Here is a 17283-nt window from a genome sequence, read left to right as displayed (position 1 = left end):
ACGGCTCCTAGCCTTTGCGGCCGAGTCGGGCGACGAGATCGTCGGCGAGTTCTGACGGGGTCAGGGCAACCGGCCCGCCCAGCGGCACGACGGTCTGCAGGGCGATGTCGGTGATCTGAGGCGCCTGCAGGTTGGTGCGCGCCATGAGGGGCTTATCGGCGAAGACCTCTCGCGGCGAGGCATCGGCGATGATCTGGGCATCTTTCATGACGATGACGCGCTTGACCACATCGGCGAGCAGCGGCATGTCGTGCGACACGCAGACGACCGTCGTGCCCTGATCGGCGAGCTTGCGCATGAGGTCGTTGATGATCGACGTGGTCTGGTGGTCTTGACCCGTCGAGGGCTCGTCGAGAATGAGAATCGACGGTTCCATCGTGACGATCGACGCGATGCCCACGAGCTTTCTGATCGGAAAGCTCACGCGATACGGATGCTCGTCGATGACGTCAGCGAGCCCGAAGAACTCGACCGCTCGCGCGACCCGGTCGGCGAGCTCGTCGCCCTCGATGCCGATGTTGGTCGGGCCAAACTCGAGCTCGGCCTGCACGGTGCGGGCGAAGAGCTGGTGATTGGGGTTCTGGAACACGTATCCGATGTGCGCCGACATCTCTTGCACGGTGCGCCCGCTGGTCGAGATGCCGTTGACCACGACCTCGCCAGCCGAAGGCTTCAGCAGGCCGTTGAGCAGCTTCGTGAGCGTGGTCTTGCCCGAGCCGTTCTGGCCGATGATGCCGAGAATCTCGCCGTGCTCGACGGTGACGCTCACACCATCGAGCGCGACGACGTTGCCGTTCGGGTACACATAGCGCGCGTCGTTCACGACGATCGCGTGGGCAGCGCTGGCGCGCGCCTCGGTCGGTGAGGGAAGCGGGGTCTTCTTAGCCACGTCAGGCCTCCAGTCGTGAGTTGATGGCGTCGACGGCGGATTCGGTGCGGGTCGGAATCTCGCCCTTCCAGAGCTTGTGCTCGGCGAGCATCGTGGCGAGAGCGGCGCTCTCGGGCACCCTCAGGTGCAGAGCGGCGAGCTCGTCGACTCGGCTGAAGATCTCTTGAGGCGTGCCGTTCATGACGACGCGACCGTGGTCGAGCACCACGACGCGGTCGGCGTAGCGCGCCATGACCTCGACCTCGTGCTCGATGACGATGACGGTCATGCCCTTCTGCTTGTTGAGGGTCGCCGCCATGTCGAAGACTTCTTGCTTGCCGATGGGGTCGAGGTTCGACGTCGGCTCGTCCATGATGAGAATCTGCGGGCTCATGGCGAGCACCGCCGCGATCGCGAGCCGCTGCTGCTGGCCACCCGAGAGCCCGAGGGGCGAACGCTTCTCGAAACCCGCGAGCCCGACGAGCTCGAGCGTCTCGGGAATGATGCGGATCATGTCTTCGTAGGGCACACCGGCGTTCTCGAGGCCGAGCGCGATCTCTTCAGCGACCGAGAGCTGGCTCATCTGAAACTCGGGGTTGTCGAAGACCATGCCGACGACCTTCGCCATCTCGCGAACGGCGTACTCGCCGACCTCGAGGCCGGCGACGGTGACCGTGCCGGTCATCTCGCCACCGAGCATGGTGGGAACGACGCCGTTGACGCAGAGCCCCAGCGTGGTCTTGCCAGCGCCGTTGAGCCCCAGCACGGCGACGTACTCGCCGGGCATGACAGAGAAATCGATGGAGTCGAGGGCCGGCTCTTCTGTGCCGGGATAGCTGTAGGTGACGTTGTCAAACGTGATGATGGGTTCGGTCATGATTCCTCCGTAGCGTCCGGGCGCGCGACTGCTGCCGCGCGCCCGGACGGGGTTGTTCGTGCCTAGGCGCCCGCGTTGATGGCGAGGAACACGACGACGATCAGCACACCGACGACGACACCGGCAACGGCGAGCAGAACGCCCTTGAGTGGTGTCGCCTTCACTATGTCGAGATTCTGCGTCAACGATTTCGGCAGCGCTTCGATGATCGCGAGCGCTACGAAGCCCGCGATGATCTTGTCTGCCAGAGACGTCAGGATGTTCGACGAGAGCACTGAACCCACGAGGTTCTGCCCGACTGCGAGGAAGGTTCCGGTCAGTGCATCAGCACCCGCACCGGTCGCTCCACCGAAGACCAGAACGATGATCGGGGCCGCAACGATGGTGCACGCGACGGCGACGATGATGTTCAGCAGGAAGAACCGCGGAATCGTGCGGCCGAGGCCCCACGAGCGCACGCCGTAGCCCCAGAGCAGGGCGCCGACGACGTTGACGAGCGCGAACGGCAGGCTCACCGGTCCGGTGATGAGTGCCGAGCCGGTGTTGGTGAGAACACCGACGAGCGCGCCCCACCAGGGGCCGAGCACGATCGCCGAGATCGCGGTGCCGATCATGTCGAGGTAGACCGGCAGTCGCAATGCTGAGGCGATGTAGCCGCCGACGATGTTGAGCGCCACACACACCGGAATGAGCGTGACGATGAGTGTCGTCGGCAGGTTGTTGCGGTTGAAGCGGCTGCTCTTCTTCGGAGCAGACGCCACTGGGGCGTTGGTCATGATCCGTGCCTTTCGATTCGGGGGTGAACGTCCGGTCGGCAGCACTGCTGACCGGAACTCGAGGTGGTTGAGGCGTCACCATCGACGATCAACCGGGGTTCGCTCTTGTGGAGCGCTTCGGCCGCACCACCCCGACGCTGATCGCTGGATGCGACCCATCGTCTGAGGTGAGGGCGGTCGGAGTCTGGGGCCGTCGAACCGACGGCGAAGGAGCCGAGAAGGGGTGTCGTCATCGGAACGCCTCGATGAGAACGTCGGCGAAGATGTCGGCATCGGCGCGCAGGGCGACGCGAGCGTTGTGCGGCAGTGGCGACCACGGGCGATCGTCGATGACGAGGGCCCCGACACTGAAGATTCCCGCGGTCTCGACAGCGGTCGCGGCGCTCACGACGTGAGTCAGCACGTCGGGTCGCACGAGTGCGGCGATGCAGAGAGCGTCGTGCACGGGGGCGGCGTCGAAGGGGGTGTGCTCTGACCCCGGATAGGTGTCGATGCGCTGCCGCACGAGATCCGCCGTCGCCACCGCACCCGGCGTGCCGAGAGACTCGAAGCGATCGCAGTGCGCGCGACTGAGTGCCGCATCGTGCGTCGCGTCGAGCGGCAGGATGAGCACATCGGCGATGCCCGCCGACAGCACTGCGGCCGCCGCCTCGGGGTCGACCCAGAAGTTGAACTCAGCCGTGGCCGAGACGTTTCCCCACCCTCGAGCCCCGCCCATGATCACGAGGCGGGGAATACGGGCCGCGAGCCGAGGCTCGGCCGCGAGGGCCGCGGCCACGTTGGTGAGCGGGCCGACGGCGACGAGCACCGTGTCAGGGCCGTCCTCCCCGAGATAGTGCGCGATGAGCGTGTCGACAGCACCCTGCGACGACGCCGTCGAGACCGGGTCTGGCAGGTCGAGCTTGCGCTTCTGGAATTCTTCGCGCCCCGCGTTGAGCACGTCGCGCGGAATCGGGAAATCGGGCCGGATGAGCGGCCGAGGGGCGCCAGGATGCACGGGAACAGTGCTGCCGATCGCATCGAGCACGCGCAGCGAGTTGTCTGTGGTGTTCTCGAGCGGAACATTGCCGTTCACCGTCGTGACGGCGACGAGCTCGAGAGCGGGGTGCAGCGCCGCCGCCATGATGGCCACGGCGTCGTCAGAGCCGGTGTCGCAGTCGATGATCACCTTCGTCGTCACAATGCCACCTCGAATTTCTGCGGGCGCTCGAGCACCATGCTCACGTGCACCTCGTCGCTCGCGATCCAGACCTCAGAGTGCTCGATGGGCCGGCCATCGGCGAGATATGCCGTCTGCGTCATGTGCAGCACGGGCGCGCCCACCGCGACCGCGAGGTGCTGCGCGACCTCGGCCGTCGCTGCTCGAGCCGCGAAGTCGCGACGCGCGAAGGCGAGCGCCAGGCCGAAGTGCACCTCGAGCAGCTCGAACAGCGTGCGACTCACGAGGTCGAGTTTCTCGAGACCCGGTGCGAGATCTGCGCGCACGTAGTTGTTGAGCAGGGCGATGGGAGTGGAGTCGGTGCTTCGCACGCGCGTCAGGCACACGACGGGCTCGTCGGCGAGCACGTGCAGCACCGTGCTGACCGCGGTGTCGGGCACATCGAGCTCTGCCCGCAGCACCGTCGTGGTCAACCGCAGGCCCTGCCGGGCGAAGTCTTCGGCGATGCCGCGCAGCTCGCCTTCGGCTCGCGGGGCGGTGGGCACGGCGATGACGTAGGTGCCCTTGCCTGGACTCTGCGTGAGCAGCCCCTCGTCGACCAGGGTCGACAGCGCGCGGCGCAGCGTGCCCCTGCTCACCTTCAGGTCGACGGCGAGCTCTGGCTCGGCCGGCAGTCGATGACCGACCGGCCACGCCCCCGAACCGATCGTGGCGCGGATCGTGTCTGAGATCTGAGTGTGCAGCGCCGTGGGCCCAGAGCGGTCGACGGTCGCGGCCGGTTGACGCCGTTCGAAGATCGCCATGATCAGTAGCTCCGCGTCATCTCATCGGCGGTGCCCTGCACGATGGCGATGCCCGCGCTCGTGCCGACGAGCGAGGCGCCCGCCTCGACGAGCTCGGTCACCGTGGCCGTGGTCGTGATGCCCCCCGAGGCCTTCACTCTGACTCCGTCGCGTGCTCGATCGGCCAACCACCTGATGCTGTCGGCGTTGGCGATCTCGACGGCGCCGCTGCTCGCATTCTTGAGATACGCCGCCCCTGCCTCCATCGCCAGTTCGACTGCGGCTTCGCGCTCGTGCTTCGTCAGCAGCGGCAGCTCGAGCATGACCTTGATCGGCACCCCGCTCGCGCGCACGACACCGGCGATGTCGTCTCTGAAATCGTCGAAGCGACCGCTCTTGAGCCAGCCGATCTGGCAGCCGATGTCGAGCTGCTGCGCGCCGTCGGCGACCAGTTGCGCTGCCTCTGCGGCTTTTCCGGCAGGGGTCGTGATGCCCACGATCGGAAAATCGAGCGCCGACGCGACCAGCACGCTTGAACCAGAGAGCACGGCGGCGACCTCTCGCACCCAGGTGCCAGAGACCATGGCAGCGTTGAAGCCCCACTGCAGGCACTCTTCGGCATGAGCGACCACGCGATCGTGCGTGACGTCGGCCGCGATGAGCGTGTGCTGGATGACGCTCGCGAGCGACGACCCCGTCAGCGCATCGACCGATGCCCCTGTCATGCCACCTCCCGAATGATCTCGTCGCGACGAGGAATGCCGTCGACCACTCCGTGACGCGTCACCGAATGCGCGGCCGCGCGGCACGCGGTGTCGACAGCGTCGTCGAGGTCGACGCCCCGCACGAGCTCTGCCGCGAGCACGCCGACGAACGTGTCGCCTGCGCCGGTCGTGTCGATGACGGCGACCGCTGGCGCGGTGACGCGGCGCACCCCTGCTCGATCGGCGATGACTGCGCCTGCCTCGCCGCAGGTCACCACGACCGTGCCAGACGCCCGCTCGGCGAGTCGTCGGGCGAGTGCGAGGTCGTCATCCACGTGCGAGCCCTCAGCATCGCCGTCGTCACCGAGCAGCGCGCGGGCTTCGGACTGGTTCGGCACGAGCACGTCGGCGCTCTGCCACAGCTCGACCGGCACCCCCTCGGCGGGGGCGGGGTTGAGGATCACGGTGATGCCGGCCCGGCGCGCGAGCGCGGCGCACTGCAGCGCAGCGTCGTGCGGAATCTCGAGCGAGATCACGAGGGCATCGGCATCGCTGAGGGCGTGAGCCGCGAGCGGCTCGACTCGTGCACCCCACACAGAGTCGAGCGCGCCCGCAGCGATCGCGATGCGGTTCTCTCCCGCTCCGTCGACCAGGATGACGCCCGCCATGGTGGCGGCGTCGACCGTGGCCACGGCCGTGGCATCGACCGACTCGCTCGCCCACAGATCGCGAGCACTTCGGCCTTCGACGTCATCGCCCACCGCGGTGATCAACGCGGGGCTGCCGCCCCACCGCGCGATGGCGATGGCCTGATTCGAGCCCTTGCCACCGTGCTCTCGGCTCAGCACGCCGCCCGAGACCGTCTCGCCGGCCCGCGGCATGCGGGGAACGCGCATCGTGATTCCGACGCCGTACCCGCCGAGAACTGCGATCGTCATCGATCACCTTGTCTGTAGACAACTATGAACAAACGGTGTCGTGACTGTACTGACACTCGAGCGTCGACGGCAAGCATCTGCTCAGGTGAGCAGACCCCTGCGCAGACGAAGCGCATCTGCGCACCTCAGCGCTCGATCGCGCGCGCGAACCCGTACTCTGGGGGCGTGGACATCACCGGCGAAGACGCCCTCCTGCTCACCGGCGCGTTTCTGATCGCCGGGTCACTCGGATTCAGCGCCATCATGTGGCTCGCCGCCAGCGGCCGGCTGCGCCCCAACCGATGGATCGGGTATCGCAGCGACAGCCTGCTGCAGAACGCGGTCGCCTGGGAGGCAGGGCACCGTGCTGCCCTGCCGATCGTGATCGCCACATCGGCCGCTGCACTGCTGCTCGCCATCACGGGCCTGCTGCTGCCCTGGATCATCGCGAAGGCCGCCGTCATGTTCCTGGCAGCCGTGGCGCTGTTCGGCGGCGGGCTGCGCGGGCAGGTGGTCGCCGATCAGGCCGCCGACGACGCGTGACTACTCTTCGTCGAGCTCGCGCGGCTTGATGTAGGGGTCGGGGTCACCGGCGTACTGCGCCGTCGCGGCCTCTGACTCGGTCTGCGCGTCGCGCTCACGAGCCTCGCGCAGCAGCGCCTCGATCGACGCGGCGTTCTCAGGAATGCCGTCGAGAATGAACTCGATCGACGGGGTGAGGCGCGTGTTGAGGTTGCGGCCCACCTCGGTTCTGAGCATCCCCGTCGCCGCGGTCAGCGCCGCCGCGCTGTCGGCGCGCTCTTGCTCGGTGCCCAGCACTGTGTAGAAGATCGACGCGTGCTGCAGATCGCCCGTCACTTGCACGTCGGTGATGGTCACGAACCCCAGCCTGGGGTCGCGCAGACCCTTGTCGAGTCGCTGAGCAACGACCTCTTTGATGCGGTCGGCGACCTTGCGGGCGCGAGGGTTGCCTGACATGAGCTGCTCCTGACTGCTGTAGCTGTCGGCACCGGGTGATGCTCGAGGCGGCGCGGCCTGCCGATCGCGCAGATCGACGGGCCGCACCGAGAACGCGCTAGGCGCGCACCTTCTCTTTCATCTCGATCGTCTCGATCTCATCGCCGATCTGGATGTCGTTGAACTTGCCGAGACCGATACCGCACTCGAAGTCGGTGCGCACCTCGGTCACGTCGTCTTTGAATCGACGCAGCGACTCAATGGCGAGGTTGTCGCCCACCACGACGCCGTCGCGGATGACCCGCGCCTTGGCGTTGCGGGTGATCGTTCCGCTGCGCACGATGACACCGGCGATGTTGCCGACCTTCGACGAGCGGAAGATCTCGCGAACCTCGGCGACACCCGACTGCACCTCTTCGAACTCGGGCTTGAGCATGCCCTTGAGCGAGCTCTCGATCTCTTCGAGCGCGGCGTAGATGACCGAGTAGAACCGGATGTCGACGCCTTCGCGCTGAGCACGCTCACGAGCCTTCGTGTCGGGGCGCACGTTGAAGCCCACGATGATGGCGTTGTCGATCGTCGCGAGGTTGACGTCGCTCTCGGTGACGGCACCCACACCGCGGTGGATGATGCGCAGCTGCACGCTGTCGTCGACCTCGATCTTGAGCAGCGCCTCTTCGAGCGCCTCGACGGCACCGGAGACGTCACCCTTGATGATGAGGTTGAGCGACTCGACCTTGCCGTCTTCGAGGGCCTTGGTGAAGTCTTCGAGGCTGATGCGCTTGCGGGCCTTCGCCAGCAGTGCATTGCGCTCGGCAGCCTCGCGCTTCTCGGCGATCTGACGCGCGGTGCGGTCATCGTCGGTGACGATGAACGTGTCACCTGCGCGGGGAACACTCGAGAGACCCTGCACCTGCACCGGGCGCGAGGGGTAGGCCTCTTCGACCTTCTCACCGTTCTCGTCGGTCATTGCGCGAACGCGACCGTAGGCCGTTCCGGCCACGATGGGGTCGCCGACGCGCAGCGTGCCCGCCTGGATGAGCACGGTGGCGACCGAGCCGCGGCCCTTGTCGAGCTTCGCTTCGATCGCGACACCGCGCGCATCGCGGGCGGGGTTCGCGCGCAGGTCGAGCCCGGCGTCCGCGGTCAAGAGCACAGCATCCAGTAGCTCTCGAATGCCCATGTTCTGCAGCGCCGAGACGTCTATGAACATGGTGTCTCCACCGTATTCTTCGGCGACCAGCCCGAACTCGGTCAGCTGCTGACGCACCTTCGCCGGGTTCGCGCCCTCTTTGTCGACCTTGTTGACGGCGACGACGATGGGCACGTTCGCGGCCTGCGCGTGATTGAGCGCTTCGACCGTCTGGGGCATGATGCCGTCATCGGCCGCCACCACGAGAATCGCGACGTCAGTCACTTGCGCACCACGAGCACGCATGGCGGTGAAGGCCTCGTGACCCGGGGTGTCGATGAAGGTGATGGCGCGTTCGATGCCCTCGTGCTCAGTCCAGACCTGGTACGCGCCGATGTGCTGCGTGATGCCGCCGGCCTCACCCGCGACGACGTTCGCCTCGCGAATCGCGTCGAGCAGCTTGGTCTTTCCGTGGTCGACGTGACCCATGACGGTGACGACGGGCGGGCGGATGACGAGGTCATCTTCGTGGTCTTCTTCATCGAGATCGATGTCGAAGGCCTCGAGCAGCTCTTTGTCTTCGTCTTCGGGCGAGACGATCTCGATGCGCCAGCCGAGCTCTTCACCGAGCACCTCGAACGTGGCGCCGTCGAGCGACTCAGTGGCCGTGGCCATCTCACCGAGGTGGAACAGCACGGTCACGAGGTTGCCGGGAGGGCAGCTCATGCCCGTCGCGTTCTCGAGCTTGTCGGCGAAATCGGTGATCGACGCACCCTGGCGCAGACGGATGACGGTCTTGCCGTCGCCGCGGGGAACACTGACGCCGCCGACCGACGGGGCCTCCCGCATCTCGAACTCTTGCCGCTTCGTGCGCTTCGACTTGCGAGCCTTCGACTTGCCGCCGCCGCGCCCGAAGGCGCCGGCGGTGCCGCCACCCGGGCCACGGCCACGGCCGCCGCCACCGGGGCGAGGGCCGCTGAATCCGCCACCGGGTGCGCCGCCGGCGCCACCGGGCCTGAACCCGCCTGCGCCGGCCGGGCGACCACCGGGGCCGCCCGTGCGCTGCTGGTAGGGGGCGTTGCCGCGCGGCGCGCCGGGGCGACCAGCGCCATCCGGGCGCGGAGCGCCGGGACGCGGTGCGCCTGGGCGGGGTGCGCTCGGACGCGGAATCGCGCCACCGCCGGGGCGAGGCATGCCCTGCGTCGACGAGAAGGGGTTGTTGCCGGGGCGCGACTGGCCGGGGCGGGCCATGCCCTGCTGCGAGGCGAAGGGATTGTTGCCGGGGCGCGGCTGGCCAGCAGCAGCAGCGGGCCGAGCCGCGGCGTCGCCGTCGGTGCCGGGCGCTGCCGTCGGCTCGCTCGCGGGTGCTTCGGGTGCCGGTGCCTCGGGTGCCGGCTCGGCAGCCGCGGGCGGCGCAGGAGCCGGCGCAGGAGCCGGCTTGGCCGCGGCTTTCGCCGCCGGCTTCTCAGCGGGCTTCTCGGCGGCCTTCGGGGCGGTGATGCCCTCAGCTTCGAGAGCCGCGCGCAGCTTGCGCGCGACGGGTGGTTCGATCGTCGATGACGGGCTCTTGACGAACTCGCCGAGCTCTTTGAGCTTCTCGAGGGCGACCTTGCTTTCGATGCCGAGTTCGCTCGCGATCTCGTGCACGCGTGGTTTCGCAGCCACAATTCTCCTGTCTGGGTCCGCACCCAGGCAGGGGCAGACCATTAGTTCTGGACGGAACTCATTTCGAGCCGCTCATTAGTTGTCCATGTGCCGATCAGCCTGTTCTCTGGTTGGTGAAACGGACATCATCACCTCTGCCGCATCGAGCGGACCCACCACCCGCAGCGCGCGGGCCCAGGCCCGCCGCACGGTGGCGGTTTCGATGCAGTCGCGAGTGCTGTGCACCCACGCACCCCGACCCGGAAACCGAGCCTGGGCATCTACCACGACTGCTCCATCGCGCGCGATGACCCTCACAAGTGACGATCGAGGCGCTCGCTGTCGACAGCCGAGGCAGGTTCTGACGGGTTCCATGTTACCCCTTCCCCGGACGCCTTCGGATTCCGGCACCCGACCCTCGCGTCGAACGCGATGCGTTCGCCACTCGGCGCAAAGATCGATATTCAGCCCCTGAGCTACTCGTCCATCACCGAATCGGGCTGAATATCGATCTTTGCGCCAGTCAGTTTCGCCGCGAGGCGGGCGTTCTGCCCCTCTTTGCCGATCGCGAGCGACAACTGGTAGTCGGGCACGAGCGCCCGCACGGCCTTCGTCGCCGGGTCGAGCACGAAGGCGCTCGAGACCTTGGCAGGCGAGAGCGCATTGGCCACGAAAGTCGCCAGGTCATCGCTGTGGTCGACGATGTCGATCTTCTCGTTGCCCAGCTCTGCGGTGACCGCGCGCACGCGCTGCCCCAGCTCGCCGATGCACGCACCCTTCGCGTTGACACCGGGTTCGAGCGATCGCACGGCGATCTTGGTGCGGTGCCCCGCTTCACGCGCGAGCGCGGTGATCTCGACGACTCCGCTGGCGATCTCGGGCACTTCGAGCGCGAAGAGCTTGCGCACGAGCGAGGGATGCGTGCGGCTGACCGTGATCGACGGCCCTTTGAGACCCTTCGACACGCTCGTCACGTAGACCCGCATGCGCGAACCGTGGGGGTACTCCTCGCCCGCAACCTGCTCTTCAGGCGGCAAGATCGCTTCGACCGTTCCCAGGTCGATGTGCACCATGCGGGGGTTGGGGCCCTGCTGGATCACGCCAGCGACGATGTCGCCTTCTCGACCCTTGAACTCGCCGAGCACGCGGTCGTCACCGATGTCGCGCAGCCGCTGGTTGATGACCTGCTTGGCAGCGAAGGCGGCGATGCGGCCGAAGTCGTCCGGGCTGTCGGGTGCTTCGCCGATCAGGGCGCCGTCGTCGTCGAATTCGGGCACGAAGACGGTCACGTGGCCGGTCTTGCGATCGAGTTCGACCCTCGGCTGCGGCTCATCGGTGCCGCGGTGGTCATCGTGATCGGTGTGCTTCAGGTAGGCCGTCAGAATGGCCTGCTCGATGATCTGCACGAGTTCGTCGAACGGGATCTCCCGCTCACGCTCCATCATCCTCAAGATGCTCAGGTCGATGTCCACTGACGGTACCTCCGCTATTCGATTGGGTCAGCGCCCTCCCGGGCGCGTCAACCCTCTACCGTACCCGACCGCGCGGCTCGCCGTTCACCTACTGTTGTCGGCATGAACGCGGTCATGGATGCCATCGAATCGACGATCGGATCTCTCGGCGGAGACCTCTGGCAGTGGATCGTGCTGCCGGTCGTCATCGGTCTCGGCCTGTGGTTCACCGTGCGCACGGGCGTCGTGCAGCTGCGGCTGCTGCCCGACATGTTCCGCACCCTCACCAATGTCACGCCGCGCGACGCCGAGGGCAAGCCGCAGTCGATCTCGGCATTTCAGGCCTTCACGGTGTCTGCTGCCTCGCGTGTCGGCGTGGGCAACATCGCGGGCGTGGCGACGGCACTCGCCGTCGGCGGGCCGGGCGCGATCTTCTGGATGTGGACGATGGCCTTCATCGGCGGTGCGTCGAGCTTCGTCGAGTCGACGCTCGGTCAGCTCTACAAGCGCAAAGACCCTGCGGGCTTCCGCGGCGGCCCCGCCTACTACATGCAGCACGGGCTCGGTGCTCGCTGGATGGGCATCGTCTTCGCGATCATTCTCATCATCTGCTTTCCGTTCGCGTTCTCGAGCCTGCAGGCGAACACGATCGTGAGCGCTGCCGGCGGCGCGCTCGGCGGCCCGGTTCCGGATGCCCTGCCGTGGGTCATCGGCGGCGCACTCGCCGTACTCACCGGTCTCGTGATCTTCGGCGGAATCCGCCGCATCGCGAGCGTGACCCAGGCGCTCGTGCCGTCGATGGCGCTGCTCTACCTGCTCATCGGGCTCGCGATCGTCGGGCTCAACATCGGCGAGGTGCCGCGCGTGTTCGCCGAGATCTACGCGGGCGCCTTCGGCTTTCAGTCGATCGCCGGCGGGGCGATCGGCACGATCATCATGGTCGGAGTGCAGCGCGGCATGTTCTCGAACGAGGCGGGGCTCGGGTCGGCGCCGAACGCCGGTGCCTCTGCCGCCGTGACCCACCCCGTCAAGCAGGGGCTCGTGCAGACGCTCGGCGTCTACTTCGACACCTTTCTGGTGTGCTCGATCACGGCCTTCATCATTCTCGTCACCAACCCTGACCTGTCGGCGGCCGGCCGCGGCGTCGACCTGACGCAGCAGGCCATCGTCGGCTCGCTGGGCAGCTGGGCTGGCGTGCTGCTCGCGGTGGTCATCCTGCTGCTCGCCTTCAGCTCGATTCTCGGCAACTACTACTACGGCGAGTCGAACCTCGAGTTCATCACCGAGAACCGCCGTGCGCTCACGATCTATCGAGGCCTCGTCATCGCAGCGGTCTTCGGCGGCTCGGTCGCGTCGACCTCGCTCGTGTGGACGACCGCCGACGGCGTCATGGGACTCATGGCGCTCGTGAACCTCACGGCGATCGCGCTGCTCGGAGGCGTGGCCTTCCGGTTGCTGCGCGACTACCAGCAGCAGCGCCGTGACGGCCGAGACCCCGTCTTCACGCGCGACCGATTGCCCGACCTGCGCGGCATCGAGCAGTGGAGCGACGAGTTGAGCGTCACCGGGCCGATTCCGCTCGTGCGCGGAAAGCGCCGCTGACCGCCGGCGCTAGTCGGCAGTGCGCACGCGGTCGATGACCTCGTGCAGCGCGATCTCGTCTCGCTCGCCGGTGCGGCGATTCCAGAACTCGACGACCCCCTCGCCAGCGCGGCGGCCGACGATGACGATGAGCGGCACTCCGATGAGTTCGGCATCACCGAACTTGACGCCGGGCGAGACCTTCGCACGGTCGTCGTAGAGCACGTCGAGACCCCGCTCGTCGAGTTCGCCGGCGAGCGCCTCGGCGACGGTGTACGCGGCCTCATCGCGGCCGGCGGCGACGACCTGCACGTCGAAGGGTGCGACCGCGCGCGGCCACACGAGACCCTTCTCGTCGTGCGCGTTCTCGGCGATGACCGCGAGAATGCGAGTGACTCCGATGCCGTACGACCCCATCGTGACGGTGACGAGCTTGCCGTTCTCGTCGAGCACCTTGAGTCCGAGCGATTCGGCATACTTGCGGCCGAGCTGAAAGACGTGCCCGATCTCCATGCCGCGAGCGAGCTCGACCGGCCCGCTGCCGTCAGGGGCGGGGTCGCCAGGGCGCACCTCAGCGATGTCGACTCGGCCGTCGCCGACGAAGTCTCGCCCTGCCACGAGGTGGAAGACGTGCTTCTCGTGCTCGTTGGCCCCGGTCACCCACGCTGTGCCGTCGACGACGCGGGGGTCAAGAAGATAGCGAATCCTGGTGGCGGACTGCTCGCCGAGCACCGGGCCGTTCGGCCCCCAGGGCCCGATGTAGCCCTTCACGAGACCCTTCGCCTTCGCGAAGTCTTCGTCGGTGGCCGCCTCGACGGCCGCGGGCGCGAAGGCCACCTCGGCGCGCTTGAGATCGACATCGCGGTCGCCGGGCAGGCCTACGATGACGAGCTCGCGCGAACCGTCGAGGTGGGTCAACCGCAGCACGACGTTCTTGAGCGTGTCTGCCGCCTGCCACGGCCGATCGTCTCGGGGGTAGCGGTCGTTGGCGAGATCGACGAGCGTGGCAATCGTGGGAGTGCCAGGCGAATCGTGGATGACCGCCGCAGGCAGCCCGTCGATCGGAAGGGCATCCGGCACCGCAGATCGGTAGGCCTCGACGTTGGCGGCGTAGCCGCCCGCCGAGCGCACGAAGGTGTCTTCGCCGATGGGCGTCGGGTGCAAGAACTCTTCACTGCGCGAACCGCCCATGGCGCCGGCATCTGCCTGCACGATGACGTAGTCAAGACCGAGCCGGGCGAAGATGCGCTCGTAGGCGTCGCGCTGCGCCTGATAGGCGGCGTCGAGTCCGGCGTCGTCGACGTCGAACGAGTACGCGTCTTTCATCGAGAACTCGCGGCCGCGCAGCAGACCTGCGCGAGGGCGCGCTTCGTCGCGGTACTTGTCTTGAATCTGGTAGATCGCGAGAGGCAGGTCTTTGTAGCTGCTGTAGAGGTCTTTGACGAGCAGCGTGAAGACCTCTTCGTGCGTGGGTGCCAGCAGGTAGTCGGCGCCCTTGCGGTCTTTCAGCCGGAAGATGCCATCGCCGTACTCTGTCCAGCGCCCGGTCGCCTCATAGGGCTCGCGCGGCAGCAGAGCCGGAAAGTGCACCTCTTGCGCGCCCGCAGCCGCCATCTCTTCGCGAATGATCGCCTCGATGCGCCGCCGCACCTTCAACCCGAGCGGCAACCAGGCGAACACCCCGGGCGCTTGGCGCCGGATGTAGCCGGCCCGCACGAGCAGCCGGTGGCTGGCCACCTCGGCGTCTGCAGGGTCGTCTCGGAGCGTGCGGAGAAAGAGCGTGGAAAGGCGCGTGATCACCGGCCCAGACTACTGGCCGCGGCGAGTCGTCAGCGTTTCACGCGACATGACCCCCGTTCGGGGGACAGAATAGAAAGCAGGCCTGCGAGCGATGGCAAGGGGGGCTTGGATCGCTCGCAGGCCCTTCCCGTCTCGCGATCGCTCGCGCGGCGGGAAACCCGCTCGGTGAAGGATTCGCTCTGAGCGACCACCGAGCCACACGGGCCCTGCGAGTCGTGCGCCGCCCCCCGGCGCTGTCAGTCGGCTCCCCCGGCCGATGGGTTCAGCGTAATGACTGCGAGCGCTCGCGAGTCAGTCCCCCGATGGGGGGACACGTGCGGCCGGGTCAGGCCGTGACGACCTCGGGCGACCCGACTGGCGCATCGGGCATCGACGCGGCGAGGCGGTTCGCCTCTTCGATGAGGGTCGCGACGATCTCGCTCTCGGGAACGGTCTTGATGACCTCGCCCTTGACGAAGATCTGGCCCTTGCCGTTGCCCGAGGCCACGCCGAGGTCGGCTTCGCGCGCCTCGCCCGGCCCGTTGACGACACAGCCCATCACGGCGACGCGCAAAGGCACCGACATGCCCTCGAGGCCCTTCGTGACGTCTTCGGCGAGCGTGTAGACGTCGACCTGGGCTCGGCCGCACGAGGGGCACGACACGATCTCGAGCTTGCGCTCGCGCAGGTTCAAGGCTTCGAGAATCTTCAGGCCGACCTTGACCTCTTCGGCGGGAGGTGCCGAGAGCGAGACGCGGATGGTGTCACCGATGCCTTCGCCGAGCAGAATGCCGAAAGCGGTCGCACTCTTGATCGTGCCCTGGAACGCGGGGCCGGCCTCGGTCACGCCGAGGTGCAGCGGCCAGTCGCCGCGCTCAGCCAGTTGGCGATAGGCCTTGACCATGACGATCGGGTCGTTGTGCTTGACCGAGATCTTGAAGTCGTGAAAGTCGTGCTCTTCGAACAGGCTCGCCTCCCACACGGCGCTCTCGACGAGAGCCTCGGCGGTGGGCTTGCCATACTTCTGCAGCAGACGCGGGTCGAGCGAGCCGGCATTGACCCCGATGCGGATGCTCACATCGGCTTCTTTCGCCCGCTTGGCGATCTCGGCCACCTGGTCGTCGAACTTGCGGATGTTGCCGGGGTTGACGCGCACGGCAGCGCACCCTGCATCGATCGCCTGGTAGACGTACTTGGGCTGGAAGTGGATGTCGGCGATGACCGGAATCTGGCTCTTCTTGGCGATGATGTGCAGCACATCGGCATCGTCTTGACTCGGCACCGCGACGCGCACGATGTCGCAGCCCGTGGCCGTGAGCTCGGCGATCTGCTGCAGGGTGCCGTTGATGTCGGTCGTCGGTGTCGTCGTCATCGACTGCACGCTCACGGGGGCACCGCCGCCGACCAGCACCTTGCCGACCTTGATCTGGCGGCTCTGACGGCGGGGGGCGAGGGTCTCAGGGACCTTGGGCATTCCGAGATTCACTGCGGGCACGGGCAAAGTCTACGCATCTGACCTGAAGACTTGTCGCTGCGGGGGCGAGTGGCCGCTCGTCACGTTCGCCCCCGCAGCACCGTGCCTATCGGTTGCTCTCGAGGTGCTCGCTGAGCGCCTCGACGAACTCGCGCTCGCGCTCGAGGTGCGGCGAGTGCCCGCACCCTTCGAAGACGAGCTCGCGCGAGGCTCCGCCGTGTGCGACGTACCGCTCGAGCACGTCGCGCGTCTGGGTGACCATCGGCTGGGGTGGTGCCACGTCGGCCCCCGGCCACCCGGGAATCACTCCGACCTGGCCGAGCATGTTGAGGTCGAAGAATGAGCCGTCAGACACGATCGCGTCTGCCGAACCGCGAATCCAGAGCACCGCGGGCTTGTGCTCGAGGTCGACGATCGCACTCGCGTTGAAGTTCGTCGGCGCCATGGTGTTGAGCACACCATTGCTGCCGGGGGCGAATCCTGGCCAGTTCTCTGACGCAGTGCTGTCTCCCGGGTAGTTGCCGACACCCGTCGCCGTCGTCAGCATCGATGCGACCCACAGGTCTTCATGGTCGAGCTCATCGGGTGCGGCGACGTAGGCAGAGCGATAGACCGACCTCGGCGACGTCGCCTCGTCTGCGGAGGTATCGCCGGCGTCGAGGCGCGCGACGAAGTCGGGGTTGGCTCCCCCTCCGCCGGTGCCAGCAGCATCGGGGGTCAAGAGTGATCCGTCTCGAGCCGTTCCGCCGAAACCGTAGGGCGACACCGGCGACTCGAGCGTCACACTCGCGATGCGCTCAGCGGCGTCGAGCATCAGCTGCATCACGACTCCGCCTCCCATGCTCCAGCCGACCAGGTGAACCCTGTCGAGCTCGAGAGCGTCGAGCACCGAGAGCACGTCGTCTGAGAAATCGCGCAGACCCCGCGAGGCGTCGACGGGCAGCGTCTCGCTGCCTCCGAATCCGCGCAGGTCGATCGCGAGAGCGCGCACGTCGGGGGCGAGCGCGAGCATCGTGGGCTGATAGAACTGCGAGCTCGACACGTTGCCGTGCACGAAGACGACAGTGGTCGACGGCTCTGACTGTGCGGGGCGCTCGAGCACGCGGGCCCTCAGGCGGGGTGTCGAGACGTCGTGGGCGTGGATGCCCGCGAGCAGGTGATCGGTCATGACGGGGATACTCC

Annotated in this window: 16 protein-coding genes; 2 read left to right on the top strand and 14 right to left on the bottom strand. The window is 67.3% G+C overall.

Annotated features, from left to right (window positions below; genetic code table 11):
* Positions 1 to 7 precede the first annotated feature (7 nt).
* From KIT89_RS01855 to KIT89_RS01825, 7 genes are all read right to left on the bottom strand, one after another.
* Complete coding sequence (locus KIT89_RS01855; RefSeq protein WP_297602782.1) at positions 8 to 889, bottom strand: energy-coupling factor ABC transporter ATP-binding protein; 882 nt, start codon at positions 887 to 889, stop codon at positions 8 to 10.
* A 1-nt stretch (position 890) separates the two neighbouring features.
* Entirely contained in the window at positions 891 to 1745 is an 855-nt protein-coding gene (locus KIT89_RS01850) for an energy-coupling factor ABC transporter ATP-binding protein (protein WP_297602781.1), read from the bottom strand.
* Positions 1746 to 1807: 62 nt separating this feature from the next.
* A complete protein-coding gene (locus KIT89_RS01845) occupies positions 1808 to 2521 on the bottom strand; it encodes an ECF transporter S component (RefSeq protein ID WP_297602780.1) in 714 nt (237 codons plus the stop codon).
* Between the two features lie 229 nt (positions 2522 to 2750).
* The gene (locus KIT89_RS01840) at positions 2751 to 3701 is read right to left on the bottom strand and encodes a nucleoside hydrolase (RefSeq protein WP_297602779.1); all 951 of its coding nucleotides are present in this window, start codon (positions 3699 to 3701) and stop codon (positions 2751 to 2753) included.
* Positions 3698 to 4483, bottom strand: a complete 786-nt coding sequence (locus KIT89_RS01835; protein ID WP_297602778.1) for a GntR family transcriptional regulator — start codon at positions 4481 to 4483, stop codon at positions 3698 to 3700. The genes KIT89_RS01840 and KIT89_RS01835 overlap by 4 nt, the downstream gene beginning before the upstream one ends.
* A gap of 2 nt (positions 4484 to 4485) precedes the next feature.
* Positions 4486 to 5187, bottom strand: coding sequence for a deoxyribose-phosphate aldolase (gene deoC, locus KIT89_RS01830; RefSeq protein ID WP_297602776.1), 702 nt, complete (start codon positions 5185 to 5187; stop codon positions 4486 to 4488).
* A complete protein-coding gene (locus tag KIT89_RS01825) occupies positions 5184 to 6104 on the bottom strand; it encodes a ribokinase (RefSeq protein ID WP_297602775.1) in 921 nt (306 codons plus the stop codon). The genes deoC and KIT89_RS01825 overlap by 4 nt, the downstream gene beginning before the upstream one ends.
* Positions 6105 to 6269: 165 nt before the next feature.
* Between KIT89_RS01825 and KIT89_RS01820 the strand changes: the two genes are divergently transcribed.
* Positions 6270 to 6626, top strand: a complete 357-nt coding sequence (locus tag KIT89_RS01820) for an SdpI family protein (protein WP_297602774.1) — start codon at positions 6270 to 6272, stop codon at positions 6624 to 6626.
* On the opposite strand, the gene rbfA is transcribed toward KIT89_RS01820, so the two are convergent.
* The 4 genes from rbfA to nusA all read right to left on the bottom strand — a co-directional run bounded on the left by rbfA (position 6627) and on the right by nusA (position 11288).
* Entirely contained in the window at positions 6627 to 7061 is a 435-nt protein-coding gene (rbfA, locus tag KIT89_RS01815) for a 30S ribosome-binding factor RbfA (RefSeq protein ID WP_297602773.1), read from the bottom strand.
* Positions 7062 to 7158: 97 nt separating this feature from the next.
* Positions 7159 to 9879, bottom strand: a complete 2721-nt coding sequence (gene infB, locus KIT89_RS01810; RefSeq protein ID WP_297602772.1) for a translation initiation factor IF-2 — start codon at positions 9877 to 9879, stop codon at positions 7159 to 7161.
* A 33-nt stretch (positions 9880 to 9912) separates the two neighbouring features.
* Positions 9913 to 10191, bottom strand: coding sequence for a YlxR family protein (locus KIT89_RS01805; RefSeq protein ID WP_297602771.1), 279 nt, complete (start codon positions 10189 to 10191; stop codon positions 9913 to 9915).
* A 101-nt stretch (positions 10192 to 10292) separates the two neighbouring features.
* A complete protein-coding gene (gene nusA / locus KIT89_RS01800) occupies positions 10293 to 11288 on the bottom strand; it encodes a transcription termination factor NusA (protein WP_297602769.1) in 996 nt (331 codons plus the stop codon).
* A gap of 102 nt (positions 11289 to 11390) precedes the next feature.
* Here nusA and KIT89_RS01795 point away from each other — a divergent pair, with 102 nt between their 5' ends.
* Positions 11391 to 12869, top strand: a complete 1479-nt coding sequence (locus KIT89_RS01795) for a sodium:alanine symporter family protein (RefSeq protein ID WP_297602768.1) — start codon at positions 11391 to 11393, stop codon at positions 12867 to 12869.
* 9 nt (positions 12870 to 12878) lie between these two features.
* Here KIT89_RS01795 and KIT89_RS01790 read toward each other — a convergent pair whose 3' ends face one another.
* From KIT89_RS01790 to KIT89_RS01780, 3 genes are all read right to left on the bottom strand, one after another.
* Positions 12879 to 14648: a proline--tRNA ligase gene (locus tag KIT89_RS01790; RefSeq protein WP_297602767.1), complete on the bottom strand. Its 1770-nt coding sequence runs from the start codon at positions 14646 to 14648 to the stop codon at positions 12879 to 12881.
* A 325-nt stretch (positions 14649 to 14973) separates the two neighbouring features.
* Positions 14974 to 16101 carry a flavodoxin-dependent (E)-4-hydroxy-3-methylbut-2-enyl-diphosphate synthase gene (ispG, locus tag KIT89_RS01785; protein ID WP_297603881.1) on the bottom strand — a complete coding sequence of 376 codons (1128 nt, stop codon included), beginning with the start codon at positions 16099 to 16101 and terminating at the stop codon, positions 14974 to 14976.
* A 106-nt stretch (positions 16102 to 16207) separates the two neighbouring features.
* A complete protein-coding gene (locus KIT89_RS01780) occupies positions 16208 to 17269 on the bottom strand; it encodes an alpha/beta hydrolase (RefSeq protein WP_297602766.1) in 1062 nt (353 codons plus the stop codon).
* Between the last annotated feature and the right edge of the window lie 14 nt (positions 17270 to 17283).

Source organism: Microcella sp., from assembly GCF_025808395.1.
GTDB lineage: Bacteria > Actinomycetota > Actinomycetes > Actinomycetales > Microbacteriaceae > Microcella.
Note: the sequence above shows the minus strand (reverse complement) of the source record. Positions and strands in the feature narration are given on the sequence as shown.